At 48.6% G+C, this 20,496-nt stretch carries 16 protein-coding genes; all 16 read right to left on the reverse strand.

Annotation, left to right across the window (positions count from 1 at the left end; all coding sequences use genetic code 11):
- Window positions 1–33: 33 nt before the first annotated feature.
- Complete coding sequence (locus B3G15_RS08555; protein ID WP_023468670.1) at window positions 34–1,698, reverse strand: ribonuclease J; 1,665 nt, start codon at window positions 1,696–1,698, stop codon at window positions 34–36.
- 153 nt (window positions 1,699–1,851) lie between these two features.
- On the reverse strand, window positions 1,852–2,514 hold the full coding sequence (locus B3G15_RS08560) for a M15 family metallopeptidase (protein ID WP_023468671.1): 663 nt from the start codon (window positions 2,512–2,514) through the stop codon (window positions 1,852–1,854).
- Window positions 2,514–3,773 (reverse strand): lipid II:glycine glycyltransferase FemX, encoded by a 1,260-nt coding sequence (locus tag B3G15_RS08565; RefSeq protein ID WP_029342035.1) that lies wholly within the window; start codon window positions 3,771–3,773, stop codon window positions 2,514–2,516. The genes B3G15_RS08560 and B3G15_RS08565 overlap by 1 nt, the downstream gene beginning before the upstream one ends.
- Window positions 3,770–5,218, reverse strand: coding sequence for a UDP-N-acetylmuramoyl-L-alanyl-D-glutamate--2,6-diaminopimelate ligase (locus B3G15_RS08570; protein ID WP_414651122.1), 1,449 nt, complete (start codon window positions 5,216–5,218; stop codon window positions 3,770–3,772). Before B3G15_RS08570 ends, B3G15_RS08565 begins: the two co-directional genes overlap by 4 nt.
- A gap of 74 nt (window positions 5,219–5,292) precedes the next feature.
- Window positions 5,293–6,525, reverse strand: coding sequence for a M16 family metallopeptidase (locus B3G15_RS08575; protein WP_214859810.1), 1,233 nt, complete (start codon window positions 6,523–6,525; stop codon window positions 5,293–5,295).
- 74 nt (window positions 6,526–6,599) lie between these two features.
- The gene (gene pnp, locus B3G15_RS08580; RefSeq protein WP_075642535.1) at window positions 6,600–8,819 is read right to left on the reverse strand and encodes a polyribonucleotide nucleotidyltransferase; all 2,220 of its coding nucleotides are present in this window, start codon (window positions 8,817–8,819) and stop codon (window positions 6,600–6,602) included.
- 138 nt (window positions 8,820–8,957) lie between these two features.
- Window positions 8,958–9,227: a 30S ribosomal protein S15 gene (rpsO, locus tag B3G15_RS08585; protein ID WP_023468676.1), complete on the reverse strand. Its 270-nt coding sequence runs from the start codon at window positions 9,225–9,227 to the stop codon at window positions 8,958–8,960.
- 123 nt (window positions 9,228–9,350) lie between these two features.
- Window positions 9,351–10,280: a bifunctional riboflavin kinase/FAD synthetase gene (locus B3G15_RS08590; RefSeq protein WP_050677457.1), complete on the reverse strand. Its 930-nt coding sequence runs from the start codon at window positions 10,278–10,280 to the stop codon at window positions 9,351–9,353.
- 16 nt (window positions 10,281–10,296) lie between these two features.
- Window positions 10,297–11,205 carry a tRNA pseudouridine(55) synthase TruB gene (gene truB, locus B3G15_RS08595; protein ID WP_290720031.1) on the reverse strand — a complete coding sequence of 303 codons (909 nt, stop codon included), beginning with the start codon at window positions 11,203–11,205 and terminating at the stop codon, window positions 10,297–10,299.
- Between the two features lie 50 nt (window positions 11,206–11,255).
- Window positions 11,256–11,597, reverse strand: coding sequence for a 30S ribosome-binding factor RbfA (gene rbfA / locus B3G15_RS08600; protein ID WP_023468679.1), 342 nt, complete (start codon window positions 11,595–11,597; stop codon window positions 11,256–11,258).
- Between the two features lie 39 nt (window positions 11,598–11,636).
- Window positions 11,637–13,808, reverse strand: coding sequence for a translation initiation factor IF-2 (infB, locus tag B3G15_RS08605; protein ID WP_050677459.1), 2,172 nt, complete (start codon window positions 13,806–13,808; stop codon window positions 11,637–11,639).
- A gap of 15 nt (window positions 13,809–13,823) precedes the next feature.
- Entirely contained in the window at window positions 13,824–14,126 is a 303-nt protein-coding gene (locus B3G15_RS08610) for a YlxQ family RNA-binding protein (protein WP_023468681.1), read from the reverse strand.
- Complete coding sequence (gene rnpM / locus B3G15_RS08615) at window positions 14,119–14,388, reverse strand: RNase P modulator RnpM (RefSeq protein WP_290720035.1); 270 nt, start codon at window positions 14,386–14,388, stop codon at window positions 14,119–14,121. Before rnpM ends, B3G15_RS08610 begins: the two co-directional genes overlap by 8 nt.
- Window positions 14,389–14,391: 3 nt before the next feature.
- A complete protein-coding gene (gene nusA, locus B3G15_RS08620; protein WP_023468683.1) occupies window positions 14,392–15,501 on the reverse strand; it encodes a transcription termination factor NusA in 1,110 nt (369 codons plus the stop codon).
- Window positions 15,502–15,518: 17 nt separating this feature from the next.
- Window positions 15,519–15,986 (reverse strand): ribosome maturation factor RimP, encoded by a 468-nt coding sequence (rimP, locus tag B3G15_RS08625; protein WP_023468684.1) that lies wholly within the window; start codon window positions 15,984–15,986, stop codon window positions 15,519–15,521.
- A gap of 129 nt (window positions 15,987–16,115) precedes the next feature.
- The gene (locus tag B3G15_RS08630) at window positions 16,116–20,387 is read right to left on the reverse strand and encodes a PolC-type DNA polymerase III (protein WP_197273421.1); all 4,272 of its coding nucleotides are present in this window, start codon (window positions 20,385–20,387) and stop codon (window positions 16,116–16,118) included.
- Window positions 20,388–20,496: the final 109 nt, after the last annotated feature.

Here is a 20,496-nt window from a genome sequence, read left to right on the forward strand (position 1 = left end):
ACCAGGTATTGGTCAATCTGAGCCGCTCGTTTGTTAAATCTCCATGATGATTGGAAGAATCATCGGGCGGCGTTTCGTCTGTTCATAGAGATAAGCACTCAGTTTATCTCGAATCAACGACTTCATCTCCGTCCAATCCAATTCTCCATTTAATTTACCTTGTAGTTGTTTCGCAACGATTCGGTTTGCTTCGTTGATCATATCCTCTGATTCACGCATGTAGACGAATCCGCGAGAGATGATTTCTGGTCCCGATACGATCGTTTTGTTTTTCCGGCTGATCGTAATGACACAAAGGACGACACCGTCTTGCGATAACAAGCGACGATCACGAAGGACGATGTTTCCGACATCACCCACACCGATTCCGTCGATCAAGACGTTTCCAGCGTTCACTTTGCGTGACATCCGTGCTTTGCGCTTCTCGAACTCAACGACATCCCCATTCTCGATGATGAAGATGTTGTTCGCATTGACGCCAACCGTCTGTGCGAGACGACTGTGTGCCTTTTGCATCCGGAATTCTCCGTGAATCGGTAGGAAGAATTTCGGTTTGATCAAGTTGAGCATCAACTTCAGATCTTCCGCATGACCGTGACCGGACACGTGTACTTTCCGTTGGTTGTAAATGACATTCGCACCAGCACGGAACAAAAGATCTATCGTTTTCGAAACCGACTTTTCGTTACCCGGAATCGGCGAAGCCGCAACGACGACCGTATCGTTCAAGCGAATATTGACTTGCTTATGTGCGTTACGCGCCATTCGTGTCAAGGCTGCCATCGGCTCACCTTGCGATCCTGTCGTCAAGATGACGACTTGGTTGTCGTCGAGGCGGTTGATGTCAGATAGATCAATCAATGTTTTCTGTTTGAAGCGTAAGTAATTCAAACGCTGTGCCACTTCGACGTTATTGACCATGCTACGACCAACGACCGCTACTTTTCGATTGTTCGCTTCTGCTGCCGCAAACACTTGTTGTAGACGATGAATGTTCGAAGCAAATGAAGCGACGATGACACGACCTGGTGCCTCATAGATGACGTCGTTCAGTTCAGAACCGACGATCGATTCTGATCCAGACATCCCTGGTCGCTCTGCATTCGTTGAGTCAGACAGTAAGCAAAGCACTCCCCGTTGACCAATTGCTGCAATCTTCCCGAAATCCGCCTGTTTTCCATCAACTGGTGTGTAATCGAACTTGAAATCCCCTGTATGGACGATCGCACCTTGAGATGTTTGAATACATACCCCGACTGCATCCGGAATCGAGTGGTTGACCCGGAAGAACGTAATAAAATGACCTGCAACGGTTAATTTCGTCTTGGCATCAATTGGACGAAGATCTGCCTTTTTCAATAAACCGGCTTCTTTTAATTTGTGTTCAATCAAACCGAGCGTCAAACGTGTTCCGTAAACCGGTACTTTTAAGTCACGCAAGACGTAACTGAGTGCTCCGATATGATCCTCGTGACCATGGGTAATGAAAATCCCTTGAATCCGCTCTTTGTTTTCCTTTAAATAACTGATGTCTGGAATGACTTTATCGATTCCAAGCATCTCGTCTCCTGGGAACATTAATCCGGCATCGATGACGAAGATGTCCTCGTCGAGTTCGACGACGTACATGTTCTTCCCGATCTCACCGGCGCCACCAAGAGCAAAGACGCTTACTTTTTCCGTCTTCTTCTTTGACACAACATGACCTCCTATAATTCATATTCACTTTTCGTGAGCCGTCCACTTATCACTATCACTATTCTAGCCGAATTTTCACAATCTGCCAACAATCGGACTAGGAAATCTAAAAAAAACGTCATTCCTGCCACATTACTCCAGGAATGACGTTGATCACGTATTCAACAAATCTTCGACCTCTTCCGTTCGTTTCGCTTTTTCCGAACGGCTTGGACGTTCACCAGCCTTCAGTTCGTCGAGCGAATACCCGAACGTCATCTCAAAATGAGGATAGTCGACGAATCGTTTCCAATCGCCTCCCCATTCGAAACCGAGCGCTTTTCCGATATCCGCGACTTCACGCCAATCACTTTTCCCTGACCGATTCCCATCATACTCAAGATCATATGAAATCTCTCCATTCACGAGCTGAACGAAATCGACAGCGAGTCCATAATTATGCATCGATTCACCACCACGTGCATTCGTGACGACTTCACCTGCCTTAGAACGTCCTTGTTCATAAAGCGCGTTCTGTTGCTGAATCGAGCGGTATCCTTGCGTAATCTTGATATCGATATTGTAGCACGAATGCGCAACACGGATCAGATCCTTTGCCCCTGCCTCGACAGCAGGGTGGAGACGCTTCAGGTTCGTCTCGCTTGCATTGATTAAGCGATCTTCCCCCGCTACATCTCGTGGACAACTATCAATCCCGAGCTCCGGTTGATCCATTAAAATCGTCGGCATCCGATTCATGGATGCCGCAAGAAACAATCCAATCGCAAACATCGTCAATAAAAATACGATCCAACCGAAGATTGTTCCCCGTTTCATCAGCGGCGAAGCTTCTTCCGAAGTTTTTGTAAAATCGGTAACCCAGTCTCAAGCAACAGATAGAGCGGACGATTGAGTACATAATCGAACTCACCGATTTTTTCAATCATCCGGCTACCCCAACCAGATTTAAAGGCATAGAGTCCCGCGTAATGATCATCCGGGTCTGTCGAACCACTGACTCCACCGAAGTCATAGGAGAGCGCACCATGTTCTTTCGCATATTGCATCATCGTCCACTGCATCAAGTGGTTCGGCATGAATTCCCGGTACTCGTTCGATGAAGCGCCGTATAAGTAATACGAGCGACGACCAGCAAGCGTCAAAAGACCACCAGACAGGATGACACCGTTTGGATGTTTGGCAGCAATCGTCATCAGTTCCGTCTTCGACTTCTCGGCTTTTTCGATTTGTGCTGTCGTCTGCTCCAAGCGATTGTTTAAGCTCTTTAACTTTTTCTCAGCCGTCTCTTTCTCAAGCTGACGATGAATCTTCGAGAGTTCCTTATCGGCTTGAAGTAATAAGGCTTCTGTATTCTCAAGCGCACGTACGACATCGAGTTTCGTCAAAAACAAGACCGCATCACCTTTTGGATGGAGATGATCGTACAGATTCTCGAAATAATCCAGACCGCGGATCGAGAAACCATCCCGTTCGCCCGTCTCGACCATCAGTTTCGCAAATGTCTTTAGCCCTTCACGATCCGCTTGTTCGCATACGATACCTTTGCGTTCAGCAAGGCGGACGTTGTAGCGGAACTTCGAATGGAAACCGTCGAAGATCTCTTTTTCTGTCCCTACAAGACTCGTCTCCATCGTAAAGCGTGGCTGCGCGTAGTCAAAACCGCCACCGAAGCCATTATGTTTAAAGCCAAGTCCTTGCATCTCCTGCAACAGACCAGGATATTCTTCCCGCTCGACGTTTGGATCAAATTTAATCGCAATTGCCTTCTGTTGTTTTGCGACACGAATCGCTTCGTCACGAAGGGCGCGAAGTGCGTCCGTATCCGTATAATCGACGACGAAACCGCGCGGTGCATAACAAAGCGTGAACGGTAGCTTCGGTACTTTCTTGAACAAAAGAAGACCAACTCCGGCAATCTCACCGGAAGCCGTTCCGACCGCGATCCGTTCATGTGTCCATCCTGTCGCGCTTTTGACTTCTCCCCATGCTGGAAGCTGGAGTAAGTCGCCTTTGGGATGTGTTTTTACGAATGTTTCAAATTGATCTATGGTTACAACGATTGGTTGATAAGTCACTTCTGTTCCTCCATTTGCCGTATCATCTCTTTGACGATGATTTCCTCATCGAGCGGGAATTTCTCATCCCCAATGATTTGATATTTTTCATGGCCCTTACCGGCTAAGATGACGATATTGTCTGGTCGTGCGAGTCGCGCTGCGTAACGCACGGCCTCTTCCCGATCACCGATTTCAACGAACTGATCGTGAGTCATCCCTTTGGCGATGCCGGATGTAATCGACTCATATGCTTCATATCGTGGATCATCCGTCGTGATGACGACGGTTCCTGCGTACGTCGAAGCGAGTTCGCCCATTTTTGGTCGTTTCGTCACATCGCGATTTCCACCTGTCCCGATCAGGAAGACGATCTTTTCCTTCGGTACGTCAACGAGTGCTTTCAGACACTGTTCGATGCCGTCAGGCGTGTGCGCATAGTCGACATACACGTTATATCCTTCAATCGGCAAGCGTTGCATCCGACCTTTTGCCGGACGGATTGCTGAAATCGCGCCTGCGATCGTCGCTAGATCATATCCGCAAGACAAGAGGATCCCTGTCGCAAGCAACAGATTGTAGACGTTGAAGCGACCGATGAAATTCGCCGTGACATCGACTTGTTCTTCCTTGTACAGCATCGTAAACGTCGTTTGTTGAAGCGACTGTTCAATCGCTGTTGCTCGTAGGTCAGCTGCGTTGTCGATGCCGTATGTCATGACACGAGCACCTGTCATCATCTCATACAGCTCACTCGTCGGATCATCCGCATTCAAGACCGCAACTTTCTCTGTCGACAGCCGTTGACCGAGTTGTGCGAACAACAATCCTTTGGCACGCGCATAGTTTTCAAATGTTTTGTGGAAATCAAGGTGATCATGCGTCAGATTCGTAAATCCCGCAACGTCGTAATCGACACCCGTTACCCGACCAAGCTCTAATCCATGTGAAGAAACTTCCATGATGACATCTTGGACATCTTCTTCATGCATCTGATGCAGAAATGCTTGTAACTCGGAGCTTTGTGGTGTCGTATTGCGACTTGGCACGACGCGGTCACCAATCTTGACTTCAACCGTACCGATGATGCCCGTCTTCCGACCAAGGTGCGCTAATATATCACGGACGATCGTCGTCGTCGTCGTTTTCCCATTCGTTCCCGTAATACCAATCATCCGCATCTTTTCAGAAGGATAATCATAGAATTTGCCAGCCAACTCGGCAATGGCACGTGATGTACTACGAACAAGAATGACAGGAATCGACACGTCGACCGGTTGTTCCGCGACGATTGCGACCGCTCCTTGTGCTTCCGCCTGTTTAGCATAGTCGTGTCCATCAACAGTATATCCTTTGATGGCGACGAACAATGTTCCCGGTTTAACATCCCGTGAATCGGTCGTAATGGACGTAACGTCCACTTCTACCATTCGTTCGATTTTTTGCGTCTGTATGACTTGAATCAATTCAGCTAAATTCAACGGTATTCCTTCTTTCTCGACATCGTCATTTCATATGTTTCATCTATTCCGTTCTGCTATCATGCTTCCTCTTCTTCGTCTGCCGGAAGAATATAGGCCTTTGCCGGTTCCTCCGAAAAGATGTACTCAATCAGCCCTTCGATATCCGATGGACGAATCCGTTCGACATCCGCTAACACTTCTTCAAGTGATGGGTGACGATGCAGATGCAACTCATTTCGGGCGTTTCGATTCATGTGACTCGATGTGCCTTCGTTCCCTAGAATCAGAGAACCTTTCAGCTGTTCAATCCCATCTTCGAGTTCCTTCGTCGATAATCCATCCTTTTTCAAGCGATCGATTTCAGCAGCAAGGACCTGTTCGACCTCTTCGACTGATTCCGGAGACGTGCCGACATAGATCGTGAACGTTCCATGATCGTCAAACGTCGTGTAATAGGAAAAGACTGAATAGGCAAGACCGCGTTCCTCTCGGATGGATTGGAACAAGCGACTCGACATCGTCGCACCGAATGCATTATTGAGTAAGGCGAGGGCAGGCAAACGTGGGTCAGCAGAAGGAATCGCACGGAAATTATAACAAATATGAGCCTGCTCCGTATCCTTTTCCTTACGAATCACACCATTTTGTAACCTTGGCTCTGTCGTCTCGCGTGTCTTCGATCGTGATTCGAGAATCGACATCCGCTCTTGAATCTGCGCAATCAGCTCGTCTGAGACGTTTCCGGCAACGGAAATGACGATTTGATCCGGAGCATACGCTTCTTCGAGATATCGTCCGATCATCGTTCGATCAATCCGAAGCACACTCTCTTCCGTTCCAAGAATCGGTCGAGCCATGACATCCTCTCCGTAAGCCGCAACAGCTAATAACTCATGGACGAGATCATCCGGTGTGTCATCGTACATCTTGATTTCTTCAATGACGACCTTTTTCTCTTTTTCCAGTTCATCCGCGTCAAACGTCGATTCGAGGAACATGTCCGCCAATACGTGAAAGGCTTCTCCTGCATGTTCATCTAGTGTCTTGACGTAATAACACGTTTGATCCTTACTCGTGAACGCATTAATATTTCCACCAAGTCGGTCAAAGTAAACCGCAATCTCTTTTGCCGTATGGCGTTTTGTTCCTTTAAACATCATATGCTCGATGAGATGACTGATCCCATGCTCCTCGATCTGTTCCGTCCGGCTTCCTGCTTGAATGAAGATTCCGGTCGCGACGCTGCGTGCTTCCGGCATTCGTTCAACGATCAGTCGAACTCCGTTTTCTAATTGTATCCGTTCGATCATAGTAATTCCTCCAAATATAGGAAACAAGGTGGCTCTCGTTGCATTCTCTGCACCGTCGAGCCACCTTGGATTCATTAGTTACGACGTGGTGGACGTTGTCCGTCACGTGGTGGGCGTGAACCCTGATCCCGGCGTGGCGGGCGGTTCTCACGCTCTGTCTTTTTCTTTTCTTCATACGCTGCACGATCTTCTTCGCTTAAGCCTTCGACGAGCAGGACTTTGTGCGAAGCGTTGACGCGTCCCTTGTCATCGATTTCTGTGACACGGACTTTTAGCTTATCTCCAAGTTTGACGACATCTTCCGTTTGACCGACACGGTTAAGTGCGAGTTCCGAAATGTGGACGAGTGCGTCTTTTCCTTTGAACAATTCGACGAATGCACCGAATTTCTCAACACGACGAACTGTTCCATCGAACTCTTCTCCGACAACGACTTCACGGACGATATCTTCGACCAATTGACGGGCACGATCGATGCCAGCTTGATCCGTCGATGCGATGAAGACGGTTCCGTCTTGATCGATGTCGATCTTGACGCCTGTCTCATCGATGATACCGTTGATGACTTTACCACCAGGTCCGATGACATCACGGATTTTATCTGGATTGATTTTGAGTGTGACGATTTTTGGTGCGTATTGTGACAATTCGACACGTGGTTCAGCAATGACCGTTTGCATATGCTCAAGAATGTGCAAACGACCAAGACGTGCTTGTTCGAGTGCTTCTTCGAGGATTTGACGCGTGATCCCGCCAATTTTCATATCCATTTGCAGAGCTGTGACACCTTCGTGAGTTCCAGCGACTTTGAAGTCCATATCTCCGAGATGATCTTCCATCCCTTGGATATCTGTCAAGATCGAGTAATTGTCGCCTTCCATGATCAAGCCCATCGCGATACCAGCGACAGGTGCTTTAAGTGGAACACCAGCATCCATCATGGCAAGGATCGAACCACAGATTGAAGCCTGTGATGAAGAACCGTTCGACTCAAGGACTTCTGACACGAGACGAATCGTGTACGGGAAATCGACTTCATTCGGAAGAACTGGTAAGAGTGCGCGTTCTCCAAGTGCCCCGTGACCAATTTCACGACGACCTGGTGCACGCATCGGACGTGCTTCCCCGACTGAGAATGGCGGGAAGTTATAGTGGTGCATGAAACGCTTCTCTTCCTTCAGACCCAGTCCATCGATGATTTGAGCATCACCCGCAACACCGAGTGTCGCAACAGACAAGACTTGTGTCTGACCGCGAGTGAACAAACCTGAACCGTGTGCACGTGGTAAGAGACCGACTTCTGAATCAAGTGGACGGATCTCAGCAAGACCACGACCATCTGGACGGATTTTATCTTCTGTGATCAGACGGCGGACTTCGTCTTTGACGAACTTGTTGAGAACGCCTGATACTTCTGCTAGTTGTTCTGCTGTGACTGACTCGTCAGCTGCATACAACTCGATGTATTTTGCGATGACTTCGTTGATGGCAACGTCACGTGCTTGTTTTTCTTCGACTTGAACTGCTTGTGTGACTTCTGCCAATGCTTCTGCTTTCAGGCGATTGACGATTGTCTCATCGAAGCTTGATACCGTGTAGTCGAACTTCTCTTTACCGACTTGTGCGACGATTTCTTCTTGGAACGCGATCATTTCCTTGATGACATCGTGTCCGAGCAAGATCGCTTCAAGCATTGCTTGTTCCGATACTTCCTTCGCACCTGCTTCAACCATGTTGACGGCATGTTTTGTCCCGGCAACTTGAAGGTCGATGTCGCTGACTTCCATTTGCGCTGAAGTCGGGTTCACGACGAACTCTCCGTCGACGCGACCGATTGTCACGCCTGCGATTGGACCGTCGAATGGAATATCCGAGATCGAAAGCGCAATCGAAGCTCCGATCATCGCAGCGACTTCTGGTGAATTGTCAGCATCTGACGAAAGAACCGTCGTCGCGACTTGAACGTCGTGACGGAAACCGTCCGGGAATAATGGACGGATCGGACGGTCGATCAGACGCGAAGTCAAGATCGCGCTCTCTCCAGGGCGTCCTTCACGTTTGAGGAATCCACCTGGGATTTTCCCTGCCGCATATAATTTTTCTTCATAGTTCACTGTTAATGGGAAGAAATCTAAGTCCTTCGGTTGTTTTGATGCAACGACCGTAGCAAGAACGGCTGTATCGCCGTAGCGAATCAATGCTGCTCCGTTCGCTTGTTTTGCTAATTGACCGATTTCAATCGTTAATGGACGTCCACCGAGTTCGGTCGAAAACGTCTGTTTTGTTTGTGACATGCACAAATCTCCTCTCACTGCTATCCGTTTTTTCATTCAAATCTAATTATGTAGGTTCTTGCGCAAAAAGTCCATGAATCGGCAAAAAAAAGAAACAGGAGACGATGCTCCTGCTTCCCTACCTCGTTCTCGTCGGGATTAGCGACGAAGACCAAGACGCTCGATCAACGAACGGTAACGTGCAACATCCTTGTTACGAAGGTATGTGAGCAAGTTACGGCGACGACCGACCATTTTCAAGAGACCACGACGTGAGTGGTGATCCTTTTTGTGTGTACGTAAGTGATCGTTCAAAGTTGTGATCTGTTCAGTTAAAACAGCAACTTGTACTTCCGGCGAACCAGTATCGCCTTGTTTCGTAGCATATGCTTCGATAATTTCGTTTTTACGTTCTTTTGTGAGTGCCATTGTCACTCCACCTCCATCTTATGAATGACCGTATTCCCGAGCATCGGATGGTGAGACCAGATGCCAAGTGAATCGGCTGTACGTGATCGTACTGACCTATCATAACGAACCCTGTCCGTACTGTCAAACGCTTAATCGTGCATTTGCCTCTTCACGGTCCCGCGCCAATTGTTCTTTCAATTGATCGATACCATTGAAGGCTTTTTCATCGCGTAAGTAAGCGATCCATTCAAGCGTCAATTCTTGACCATAAAGATCCTCGTCAAAGTCAAGAAGATGTGTCTCAATACTGACGTCTCCCGTCTCATAAAACGTCGGGCGTCTTCCGACGTTCGTCATCGCTTTGAATCGACGACCGTCCGCTAAGCGAACGAATGTCGCATATACACCGAGTTTCGGAATGACGTAAGAAAATTCCGGACGCATGTTGGCTGTCGGGAAGCCAATTTGTCGACCACGTGCGTCACCGTGAATGATTGTGCCTTTGATTTGGTAGGGTTCTCCAAGCAAACGTGCAGCCGGTTCGACTTCTCCTGCAGCAAGTAAACGACGAATCCGGGTTGAGCTGATTTTTTCTGCTTCTTCTTGGAACTCTGCTACAACGGTGTGTGTGAACGTGCCCCGACTATGAAAATCAAGCGTCGTCATTTTGCCAGCTCCGAAGCGACCGTAGGAATAATCAAATCCAGCGACGACATGCTCTGCACCGGACGCAATCAGATATTCATCGACGAAAGCTTGCGGTGACAATTCCGAGAAAGGAATCGTGAACTCAATCACATAAACACGATCGACACCAAGGCGTTCGATTTTCTCTAATTTACGTTCAAGCGGCGTGATGTAGCGGACCGGTTCATCCCCTTTACCAAGTACTTGTTTCGGATGTGGATCAAAGGTCATGACAGCCAAAGGCAGGCGACGAGCCTCCGCTTCTTTCCGTGCTGCTGCGATGACTTGCTGATGTCCGAGATGTACACCGTCAAAAAAGCCAAGTGCGATGACAGCAGGGGCTTTTTGAGGCTGTTCCGGATATGTCAAATGTATGATGTCCATGATGCTCTCTCCGATCTTAATCGATTTGTAGCATGACCTCGACGCGTGCTACCTGTTCTTCTGGAAGACGTCGATATAGCGCTAAAGGTACGTCCTCTTCATTATAGACAGTAAACAGCTCGAATTCGACTGGAATGCTTGTCAACTTTGCTCCGTTCAAGACACGTTGCGCTGTTGCTGCATCGACCGTCAATCGTGGCCATTTTTGGATGACGTATTCGATCGGTAGGACGTGCTGCATCCGTTCTTCGACCGTCTCATACGATTCGAGTGTCTCGAGTGTGACGGTATCCGTCTCAGCAATCGCACCAGAGCCTGTCCGGCGTAAGTCGCTCATGTGTGCCGCATAACCGAGTCGTTCTCCGATCTCGACTGCTAGTGTCCGGATATACGTCCCTTTCCCACATGCGATATCGAGGCGGAATCGGCAGAGACCATCTTCGAACACAAGGTCCGATGTCCGTTCTAATCGATCGATGCGAACGATCCGGGTCGGACGCTCGACTTCAATCCCTTTTCGTGCATATTCGTATAACTTCTTCCCGTTCACTTTGACTGCTGAATAATATGGTGGTGTCTGCTCGATCTCCCCTGTCAATGCGCTCAGGATATCAGCGATCGCCTCTTCAGTAATACTTCCGGGTTCGACCAGCGTTTCACGAACCGTCTCTCCGTGTGCATCTTCTGTCGTCGTTGCGAAGCCGATCGTCACTTCCGCCGCGTAACGTTTTCCTTCATCCGTGATGAAGCGGGCAAGCTTCGTCGCTCGACCGAGACAAATCGGTAAGACACCTGTTACTTCCGGGTCAAGCGTTCCTGTGTGTCCAACCTTTTTCGTCTGAAACAAACGACGTAGACGAAAGACACAATCATGACTCGTCATGCCGGCTGGTTTATCTAGTGGTAATACTCCGATGGGTTCCACGTGATGTCCTCCTTGAAAAAAGGCAACCACACGCGTGGTTGCCTTAGGTGTTAATCTTTGTTCAAATTCCGAAGCAACTCATCAATGCGTGATCCGTATTCGACAGAAGAATCGACCTCGAACAATAGTTCAGGTGTTTTCCGTAGACGAATCCGCGATCCGATTTCCTTACGCATGAAGCCTTTCGATTTTTCAAGACCGATGCGCGCATCCTCACGTGCTTTTTCGTCACCGAGGACCGAGTAGAAGATCGTCGCTTGTTGCAAGTCTCCTGTCACTTCGACACCTGTGACGGTAATCGGCTTGACGCGTGGATCCTTGACATCTTTGATGAGCAGTTGCGTAATTTCCTTACGCACCTGTTCGGCGACACGATTCGAGCGTAAACTCATGTTTGTTCCCTCCAGTTCGGAAGAATGGATTCCGTTCTGTTACTTCCGTTTGACTTCTTCCATGATGAACGCTTCGATGACATCATCAACTTTTATGTCATCATAACGTTCGATCTTAATTCCACACTCGTAACCAGCAGCGACTTCTTTGACATCATCTTTAAAGCGGCGAAGTGTATCGAGTTTTCCTTCGTAGATGACGATACTATCACGAACGACACGGACACCTGCATCACGCGTCAACTTACCTTCCGTGACATATCCACCTGCAATCGTACCGACTTTCGATACTTTGATGACATCGCGGACTTCAGCTTGACCGATGATTTTCTCGACGAACTCAGGATCAAGGAGACCTTTCATCGCTTGCTCGATTTCTTCAATCGCATTGTAGATGATCCGGTGAAGACGAATTTCGACTTTCTCCTGATCTGCCATTGATTTCGCGTTACCATCCGGACGAACGTTGAATCCGATGATGATCGCATTTGCTGCTGAGGCGAGGATGACATCACCTTCCGTGATTGCACCAACACCTGAGTGTACGATGTTAATTTTAACACCTTCGACATCAATTTTCTTCAATGAACCGGCTAAGGCTTCAACTGAACCTTGGACATCACCTTTGATGATGATGTTGAGGTCCTTGACTTCGCCTTCTTTAATGCGGTCAAAGAGATCTTCTAAGCTAACTTTCGCTGAATCGCGACGTTGTGCTTCGATTTCACGTTGGTAACGTGCTTCACCGATTTGGCGTGCTTTTTTCTCGTCTTCGAATGCGAAGAATTGATCGCCCGCTTTCGGAACATCATTTAAACCTGTGATTTCGATTGGCGTCGATGGTCCAACTTCTTTGACACGACGACCGATATCGTTGACCATTGCCCGGATACGACCGAACGTGTGACCGACGACGATTGGATCTCCGACACGAAGTGTTCCGTGTTGAACGAGAAGGGTAGCGACTGGACCGCGTCCTTTATCGAGTTTCGCCTCGATGACTGTTCCGCGACCGTTCATGTCTGGTGTTGATTTGTATTCTTGAACTTCTGAAACGAGAAGGATCATCTCGAGCAATTCGTCGATACCGTCTCCTTTAAGAGCTGAAACCGGTACGAAGATCGTATCGCCGCCCCAGTCCTCTGCAACGAGTTCGAACTCTGTCAATTCTTGTTTGACACGGTCAGGGTTCGCACCCTCTTTATCCATCTTGTTGACAGCGACGATGATTGGAACGCCAGCTGCTTTCGCGTGGCTGATCGCTTCTTCCGTCTGCGGCATGACACCGTCATCGGCTGCAACGACGATGATTGCGATATCCGTGACATCTGCTCCACGTGCACGCATCGTCGTGAACGCCGCGTGACCTGGTGTATCAAGGAACGTGATCTTCTTGCCGTCGATCTCAACTTGGTAAGCACCGATGTGCTGCGTGATCCCGCCGGCTTCGCCTGCAGTGACCTTCGTGTTACGGATCGAATCGAGCAATGTCGTTTTACCGTGGTCGACGTGTCCCATGATCGTAACGACCGGTGGACGCTCAGACAATTCGTACTGGTCAAGGTTCAATTCGTATTGATCAAAGTCCGTCTCATCGACTTGGACAGTCTTTTCGACTTCAAAACCAAACTCTGTAGCGAGCAGTTCGACTGTCTCGTCATCAAGATCTTGGTTGATCGTCGCCATGACACCGAGACCCATCAATTTCATGATCAGTTCATTCGGTTTTTTCGCCATTTTTTCAGCGAGTTCACCGACTGTCAAGTTGTCAGAGTATTGAACGACGTTTGCCATCGCCTCTTCTTGCGCTCGGCGAGCTGCTTTCCGTTGACTCGACTTCGAGTTCGGATCCGCTACTTCAAGTTTGCGTGGTTCTGCTTTCTTTTGGTTCGGACGACGTTTGCCGCCACGGTTGTTACGGTTGCCGAATTCTGGGCGTCCGCCTTTGCTGTTACGTGATTGGTTACCTGCTGGTTTGTTTGTACTTCCTGGTCGGTTCGGTTTATTATCTGATTTCACTTGTTTTGGAGCCTCCGTCTTTTGAGCCCGATATTTTTCGGGATTAAATACTTGATCGAGTTGCTGTACTGTCTGTTCATCTAATACTGCCATATGATTCTTGACTGGTTTCTCCAGCTTTTCGAGCTGGGTGATGACCTGCTTACTTGTTACGTTTTGTTCCTTGGCGAATTCGTATACACGTTTACCCAAAGGATCCACCTCCAATTAGTCGTTCGAGAGGAGTTCAGTTAGCTTTTTCGCAAATCCGGCTTCATTGACTGACACGACAACACGCGCATCCTTTCCTAATGCTTGACCGAGAATCGTCCGGTCGGCGACTTCTAGGTAAGGAACCTGATAACTCGTACATTTATCTGTGACTTTCTTACGCGTGGCAGCCCCCGCATCTGCTGCTAAAAGAACAAGCTTCGCTTGTCCTCCTCGTACTTCTTTCAGTACGAGTTCTTCTCCCGTCGTCACTTTTCTAGCTCGATTCGCGAGACCGAGAAGGGATTCCCATTTACTCATTTGTACCTCCCGCGATTTCAAGCAATTCATCGTATAAGGCATCTGTCGTCTTGACCTTCAAATGATGATCAAGAGTCCGTTTTTTCTTCGCCGTCGCAATGACTGCCGCATCTTTCGATAAATAGGCACCTCGCCCATTCATCTTACCATTTAAATCGATGACGACCTCTTGATCAGGTGTCCGGACGACACGAATTAATTCTTTTTTCGGTTTCATTTCTTGTGTGATGACACACTTACGTAATGGTACCTTTTTTTGCACGAATTATTCCTCGCCTTCGACTTGGACCGCTTCTACTGCCGGCTCTTCCGTCGCGAAGACATCTTCGAGATCCATTGCTTCCGCTTCAGACTCGCTCTTGATGTCGATTTTCCATCCTGTCAATTTCGCTGCGAGACGCGCGTTTTGACCACGTTTCCCGATGGCAAGCGACAATTGGAAATCTGGAACGACGACGATTGTCGCTTTCGCTGGTTCGTTGACATAGACCGCAACGACTTGAGCTGGGCTGAGTGCGTTCGCGACATATTCTTTCGGATCATCCGAGTAACGGACGATATCGATTTTTTCCCCGTTTAAATCATTGACGATGCGTTGAACACGCGCCCCTTTTTGTCCGACACATGCACCGACTGGATCGATGTCATCCGCCGCGACTGCGATTTTCGAACGGTCGCCCGCTTCACGCGCCACAGACTTGACTTCGACTTCGCCACTTGAAATCTCTGGTACTTCGATTTCAAAGAGACGTTTTAAGAGACCTGGATGTGTCCGTGACACAAGAATCGATGCCCCTGATCCTTTGACCATTGGATCAACTTTCGTGACGTACACCTTGATGCGATCACGAATCCCGAAACGCTCGTTCGGCATTTGCTCGTGTGTCGTCAAAACAGCTTCGATACCTTCTAGGTTGACGTACAAGTTGCGTGCATCTTGACGCTCGACGATACCTGTCATGATCTCATCTTCACGATCCGCGAAGTGATTGTAGATGCGTTCGCGTTCTGCTTCACGCATTTTTTGTGTGACGATCTGTTTCGCTGTTTGTGCTGCAACACGACCGAAGTCGCCTGGCGTCACTTCGACTTTATGGAAATCGCCGAGTTCATATGTCGGATCGATCTCGTGCGCTTCTTCAAGCGAAAGTTGCTCTTCTGGTTGTGTCAATCGTTCGACGACTTCCTTAAGCGCAAAGACACGGATGTCTCCTGTCTGCTGGTCGAATTCGACCTTTACAGCCTCCGATTCTTTTCCGAAGTTGCGTCGGTACGCTGAAATCAATGCCTGTTCGAGCGCATCGATGATGATGTTCTTGTCAATTTCCTTCTCTTTCGCGATTTGATTGATCGCCTCGAGTAACTGTGGTCCCATCGTTCTCTTCCTTTCCGTCAGAACATTACCGCAAGTCGCGCAAGTGAAATCTTGTCGACCGGTATCTCAATTTTCAATTTTCTTGTTTTGACACGCACTTCGATTTCAAGCATCTCAGGTGTGTACGCGAGCAACGTTCCTTCGAATTCAACCGCATTCTTTACTGGATCGTGCGTTTTGATGTACACATGTTTCCCAATCGCCTTTTCGAAGTCCTCGTCTTTCTTCAGTGGACGTTCCGCTCCTGGACTAGCGACGTCGAGGTAATACGGCTCGTCGATCGGATCATTGTCATTCAATGCTTCCGATAACTGTTCATTGATTTTGACGCAGTCTTCAAGATCCACGCCACCCTCTTTGTCGATGGAGACACGTAGGAACCAATCCGCCCCTTCTTTGACGAATTCAACGTCGACTAGCTCCATCCCCTCTCGTTCGACGATTGGTTTTGCGAGCGCTTCGACCTTTTCCGTTACGTTCGTCATCTTCATCCTCCTTCAAAAAACAAACAAGAAAGGAGCAGGTCCCCCTACTCCTTCCAAGTCGTAGTATAAAAAACATTTCCTCACTCAATATAGCATAGGAAAGCGCTCAAAGCAAGTGTTCCTAAGGGCTTACAAGTCGAACAAGGAGAGCTGATTCTCGTCCGGTAACCCTTCGAGACAGCCTAGGTTATCGAGCGTCTCAATGATCGATTTCGATAACTTAGCGCGTTTTTGGAGGTCTTCCTTCGAGAGGAATTCGCCGCCTTTACGTGCTTCGACGATCTGCTTCGCTGCATTCGTCCCGAGACCTGTCACGGCATTAAACGGTGGTAACAACGTATCTCCGTCAATGAGGAATTCCGTTGCGCTTGAGCGGTAGAGATCGACCTTTTGGAACGTAAAGCCACGTTCGATCATCTCAAGCGCGATTTCAAGAACCGTATACAGCCCTTTATCCTTCGCCGTCGCTTCAAATCCTTTATCCTTGATGTCTTGCAAGACTTTCCGAACGGCAGCAGAGCCTTTATTCATCGCACCGATATCAAAGTCACCCGCACGAACCGTAAAGTACGAAGCGTAGTAATACATCGGATGGTGGACCTTATAGTAAGCAATCCGGACGGCCATCAAGACGTAGGCGGCAGCGTGGGCTTTTGGGAACATGTACTTGATTTTTTTACAAGAATCGATATACCAAAGCGGTACGTCATTCTCGATCATCGCCTCTTCCATGTCAATCGAGAGTCCTTTCCCTTTTCGGACCGACTCCATGATTTTAAAGGCAAGCGACGGTTCAAGACCGGCATAGATCAAGTAGACCATGATGTCATCTCGACAACCGATGACGTCTTTTAGTTCACATGTTCCGTTGTAAATCAATTCGCTGGCGTTTCCGAGCCAGACATCCGTTCCGTGCGAGAGTCCTGAAATCTGGACGAGCTCCGAGAACGTCGTCGGTTTCGTCTCTTCTAACATTTGGCGAACGAACTTCGTCCCGAACTCCGGAATGCCGAGCGTCCCTGTTTTTGAATCAATCTGCTCCGGCGTCACGCCGATCGATTCCGTCGAACTAAAGATTTTCATGACTTCCGGGTCATCGACCGGAATCGTCTTTGGATCTCGTCCTGATAAATCCTGTAACATCCGGATCATCGTCGGGTCATCGTGACCGAGGATATCGAGTTTGAGTAAGTTATCGTGAATCGAGTGGAAGTCAAAGTGTGTCGTCTTCCATTCAGAACCCATATCGTCTGCCGGATACTGAATCGGACTAATGTCATAAATATCCATATAGTCCGGTACGACGATGATCCCACCCGGGTGTTGCCCGGTCGTCCGTTTGACACCGGTGACACCACTGACGAGACGATCGACTTCCGCATTCCGATACGTCAGCTCATTCTCCGACTGATACCCTTTGACGTAGCCATACGCCGTCTTCTCGGCGATTGTTCCGATTGTTCCGGCACGGTAGACGTAATCGTCACCGAACAGGACTTTCGTATAGGCATGGGCTTGCGGCTGATATTCTCCACTGAAGTTCAAATCGATATCCGGTACTTTATCCCCTTTAAATCCAAGGAACGTCTCGAACGGAATATCATGACCATCCTTAAACAATGGGATATCACATTTCGAACAAGACTTATCCGGTAAATCGAATCCCGAACCAACGGAACCGTCATCGAAGAACTCCGATTCCTTACAATTCGGACAGACATAATGCGGTGGTAATGGATTAACTTCCGTGATCTCGGTCATCGTCGCAACGAGACTTGATCCGACCGATCCCCGTGAACCAACTAAATAGCCGTCGTCGAGCGACTTTTTAACGAGTTTGTGGGAAATCAGATAGATGACGGCGAATCCGTGACCGATGATCGACTTCAACTCTTTTTCGAGTCGGGCTTCGACGATCTCCGGTAACGTGTCGCCGTAAATCCGGTGCGCCATATCGTACGACAAGTTCCGAACTTCTTCATCCGCCCCTTCGATCTTCGGTGTATAGAGATCTTTTGGAATGATGTCGATATTCTCGAACTGTTCCGCGACGGCTTGACTGTTCGTGATGACGAGACGTTCCGACACATCCGGTCCGAGGAACTTGAAGTCGTCCATCATTTCCTTCGTTGTCCGGAAGTGCGCCGGCGGCAATTGTTTTCGCATGTTCAGCATGTTCGCTCCACCTTGCGTCCGGATCAAAATCTCCCGGTACGTGGCATCATGTTGATCGAGGTAATGCACATTCCCTGTCGCGACTGGTAAGATATCATGTTCTTCCGCGACGCGGATGATCTTTTTAATCAGTTCGCGCAGTTCGAGTTCATTCTGAACGATTTCCCGTTCGATCAAATGTCCATACATCGCGGGTGGCTGAATCTCGATGAAATCATAGAACTGCATCACTTTCGCTAAATCTTCGTCCGACTTGTTCAAGGCGGCATCAAACACTTCGCCATTATCGCAAGCTGATCCAATGATCAATCCATCCCGGTGCGCGACGAGTTGCGAGCGCGGTGTGCGGACGACACGGTGCACGTGTTTCGTGTGAGCAATCGAAATCAATTGGTACAGATTCTTCAAGCCTGTCCGGTTCTTCGCATAGACCGTCGCGTGGTATGGTCGTGCCCGCGAGATATCTTTCCCCATCTCCCGGTTGAGCGAGGCGTGTGTCTTCATGTCGAACATCTCATCTGCCATTTGAAGCAATTTGACCATCAAATAGCCTGTCGCTTCCGCGTCATAGATGGCGCGGTGATGCTGTGTCAATTCGATGTCAAATCGTTTCGCGAGTGTGTTCAATCGGTGGTTTTTTAGCGTCGGCATCAAGACACGGGCTAGCTCAAGCGTATCAATGACCGGCAAGACCGATTCATCGTGTCCACCGGATCGTAGCGTCGCATTCAAGAATCCGATATCAAACGAAGCATTATGGGCAACGAGAATCGAGTCGCCGACCCAGTCCATGAATTCCTTGACGACTTGTTCCGGATCTGGTTTTCCCCGGACCATATCATCGGTGATCCCTGTCAAATCAATCGTCGTCGCCGACAACAGATGCTTCGGATCCGCGAATGCTTCGAACTTATCGATGATATCACCGTCGTGGATTTTGACGGCTGCAAGTTCGATGATCTTGTTGTACATCGCGGATAAACCAGTCGTCTCGACGTCAAAGACGACGAATGTCGCGTCATCTAAGTTACGTTCCACCGGATGATAGGCGACTTGCACCCCATCATCGACGACGTTCGCTTCGATTCCGTACAATACTTTGATATCGTTTTTCTTTCCGGCATAGTAGGCATCCGGGAAACTTTGTGCACCCGCGTGATCCGTGATCGCAACAGCAGGATGACCCCATTTCGCCGCGCGTTCAACGTATTTCGTCACGTTCATGACGGCGTCCATTTGACTCATTTGCGAGTGCGCATGTAACTCGACACGCTTCTCGCCTGCCCAAGGGTCAGCAGGGGCTTCCATCTTCACCTCTGACAGTTGGGCAATCATCATACAAAGATCGCGCAGGAACGTATCGAACTCAACGCGACCTGCCGCCTGAATCCACATGCCTTTTTTGATGGCTGAGAGGATCTTGACGTCTGTTTCGTCACGCGCAAACATCTTGACGACGAGGGAGTCCGTATAATCCGTCATCTTAAACGTAAAGATCGTCTTTCCACTTCGTAGTTCACGACTCTCTGCCGAGAAGACGAGACCACGGATCGCAATCCGTCGTTCCTCATCTTGGATCGTCTTAATCGGGACAATCTCATCTTGAATTGGTTTCCCGATCCGGATCTCAACCGGTCCTTCATCGTCATCCCGCGATTGTTCCCGCTTGAATTGCAACTCGAGCATCCGTTTTGCTTCTTCCATGTCTTCCTGTTTCACCTGATTGCGCAACGCTTCTTGTTTCGATTCGTTGATTTGAACAATCGGTTCACAGTTGAATTTCGGAAATCCGTAAGCACTGTAAAGTAACTGCAACTCTCCACATAAGCTACTTTTTAAGAATCCTGCTTCCGGTTCACTCCGGACCGGAATGAATAATTTCTGTTCTTTGAACTCCGGTAAGACCCGTCCAAGTTGTGTCCGCATCGCCGATGAGACATCTGCGAGATCCTGCACGACGTATGGCCAGTAATCATGATACAGGCGTTCGTCTGGTCGACCATCCGCGTATAGGATGACCTTGACTTCGGCGAATTGCTGATACCGACTTATCAAGCGACTCGTAAAGAGTTGATAGACGTTTTGTGGCAAAACCTGTGGCAAGCGGATCTCAAATGTCCAGGTTGCTTTTGCTTTATTGACGCGAAGCTTCTCAAGAACTGCTTCGTTAAAGTATTCTTCAATGATACCATTCGGTAATTCCAAGTCACTAAGCAACAGTGACATGCGTTGTTGTGTATCCACTCGCAATTGTGCTGTCTGATCGCTTCACACCGTGACAGCAACTCCTCCTCCTCTTGCGGATTGCCCAAGGGGCGAATGGGTGTGAGACAAG

The organism is Exiguobacterium sp. UBA1053 (assembly GCF_002316465.1).
In the GTDB taxonomy this organism is placed as follows: Bacteria; Bacillota; Bacilli; order Exiguobacteriales; family Exiguobacteriaceae; genus Exiguobacterium_A; species Exiguobacterium_A abrahamii.

Excerpts from the sequence above, each read along its gene's own strand:
- nusA (WP_023468683.1), bottom strand. The coding sequence starts at position 15,501 with ATGGGACCACAGTTACTCGAGGCGATCAATCAAATCGCGAAAGAGAAG.
- B3G15_RS08560 (WP_023468671.1), bottom strand. The coding sequence starts at position 2,514 with ATGAAACGGGGAACAATCTTCGGTTGGATCGTATTTTTATTGACGATG.
- B3G15_RS08590 (WP_050677457.1), bottom strand. The coding sequence starts at position 10,280 with ATGGACATCATACATTTGACATATCCGGAACAGCCTCAAAAAGCCCCT.
- rpsO (WP_023468676.1), bottom strand. The coding sequence starts at position 9,227 with ATGGCACTCACAAAAGAACGTAAAAACGAAATTATCGAAGCATATGCT.
- B3G15_RS08630 (WP_197273421.1), bottom strand. The coding sequence starts at position 20,387 with ATGTCACTGTTGCTTAGTGACTTGGAATTACCGAATGGTATCATTGAA.
- pnp (WP_075642535.1), bottom strand. The coding sequence starts at position 8,819 with ATGTCACAAACAAAACAGACGTTTTCGACCGAACTCGGTGGACGTCCA.
- B3G15_RS08575 (WP_214859810.1), bottom strand. The coding sequence starts at position 6,525 with ATGATCGAACGGATACAATTAGAAAACGGAGTTCGACTGATCGTTGAA.
- rimP (WP_023468684.1), bottom strand. The coding sequence starts at position 15,986 with ATGACGAACGTAACGGAAAAGGTCGAAGCGCTCGCAAAACCAATCGTC.
- rbfA (WP_023468679.1), bottom strand. The coding sequence starts at position 11,597 with ATGAGTTTACGCTCGAATCGTGTCGCCGAACAGGTGCGTAAGGAAATT.
- B3G15_RS08610 (WP_023468681.1), bottom strand. The coding sequence starts at position 14,126 with ATGAGTAAATGGGAATCCCTTCTCGGTCTCGCGAATCGAGCTAGAAAA.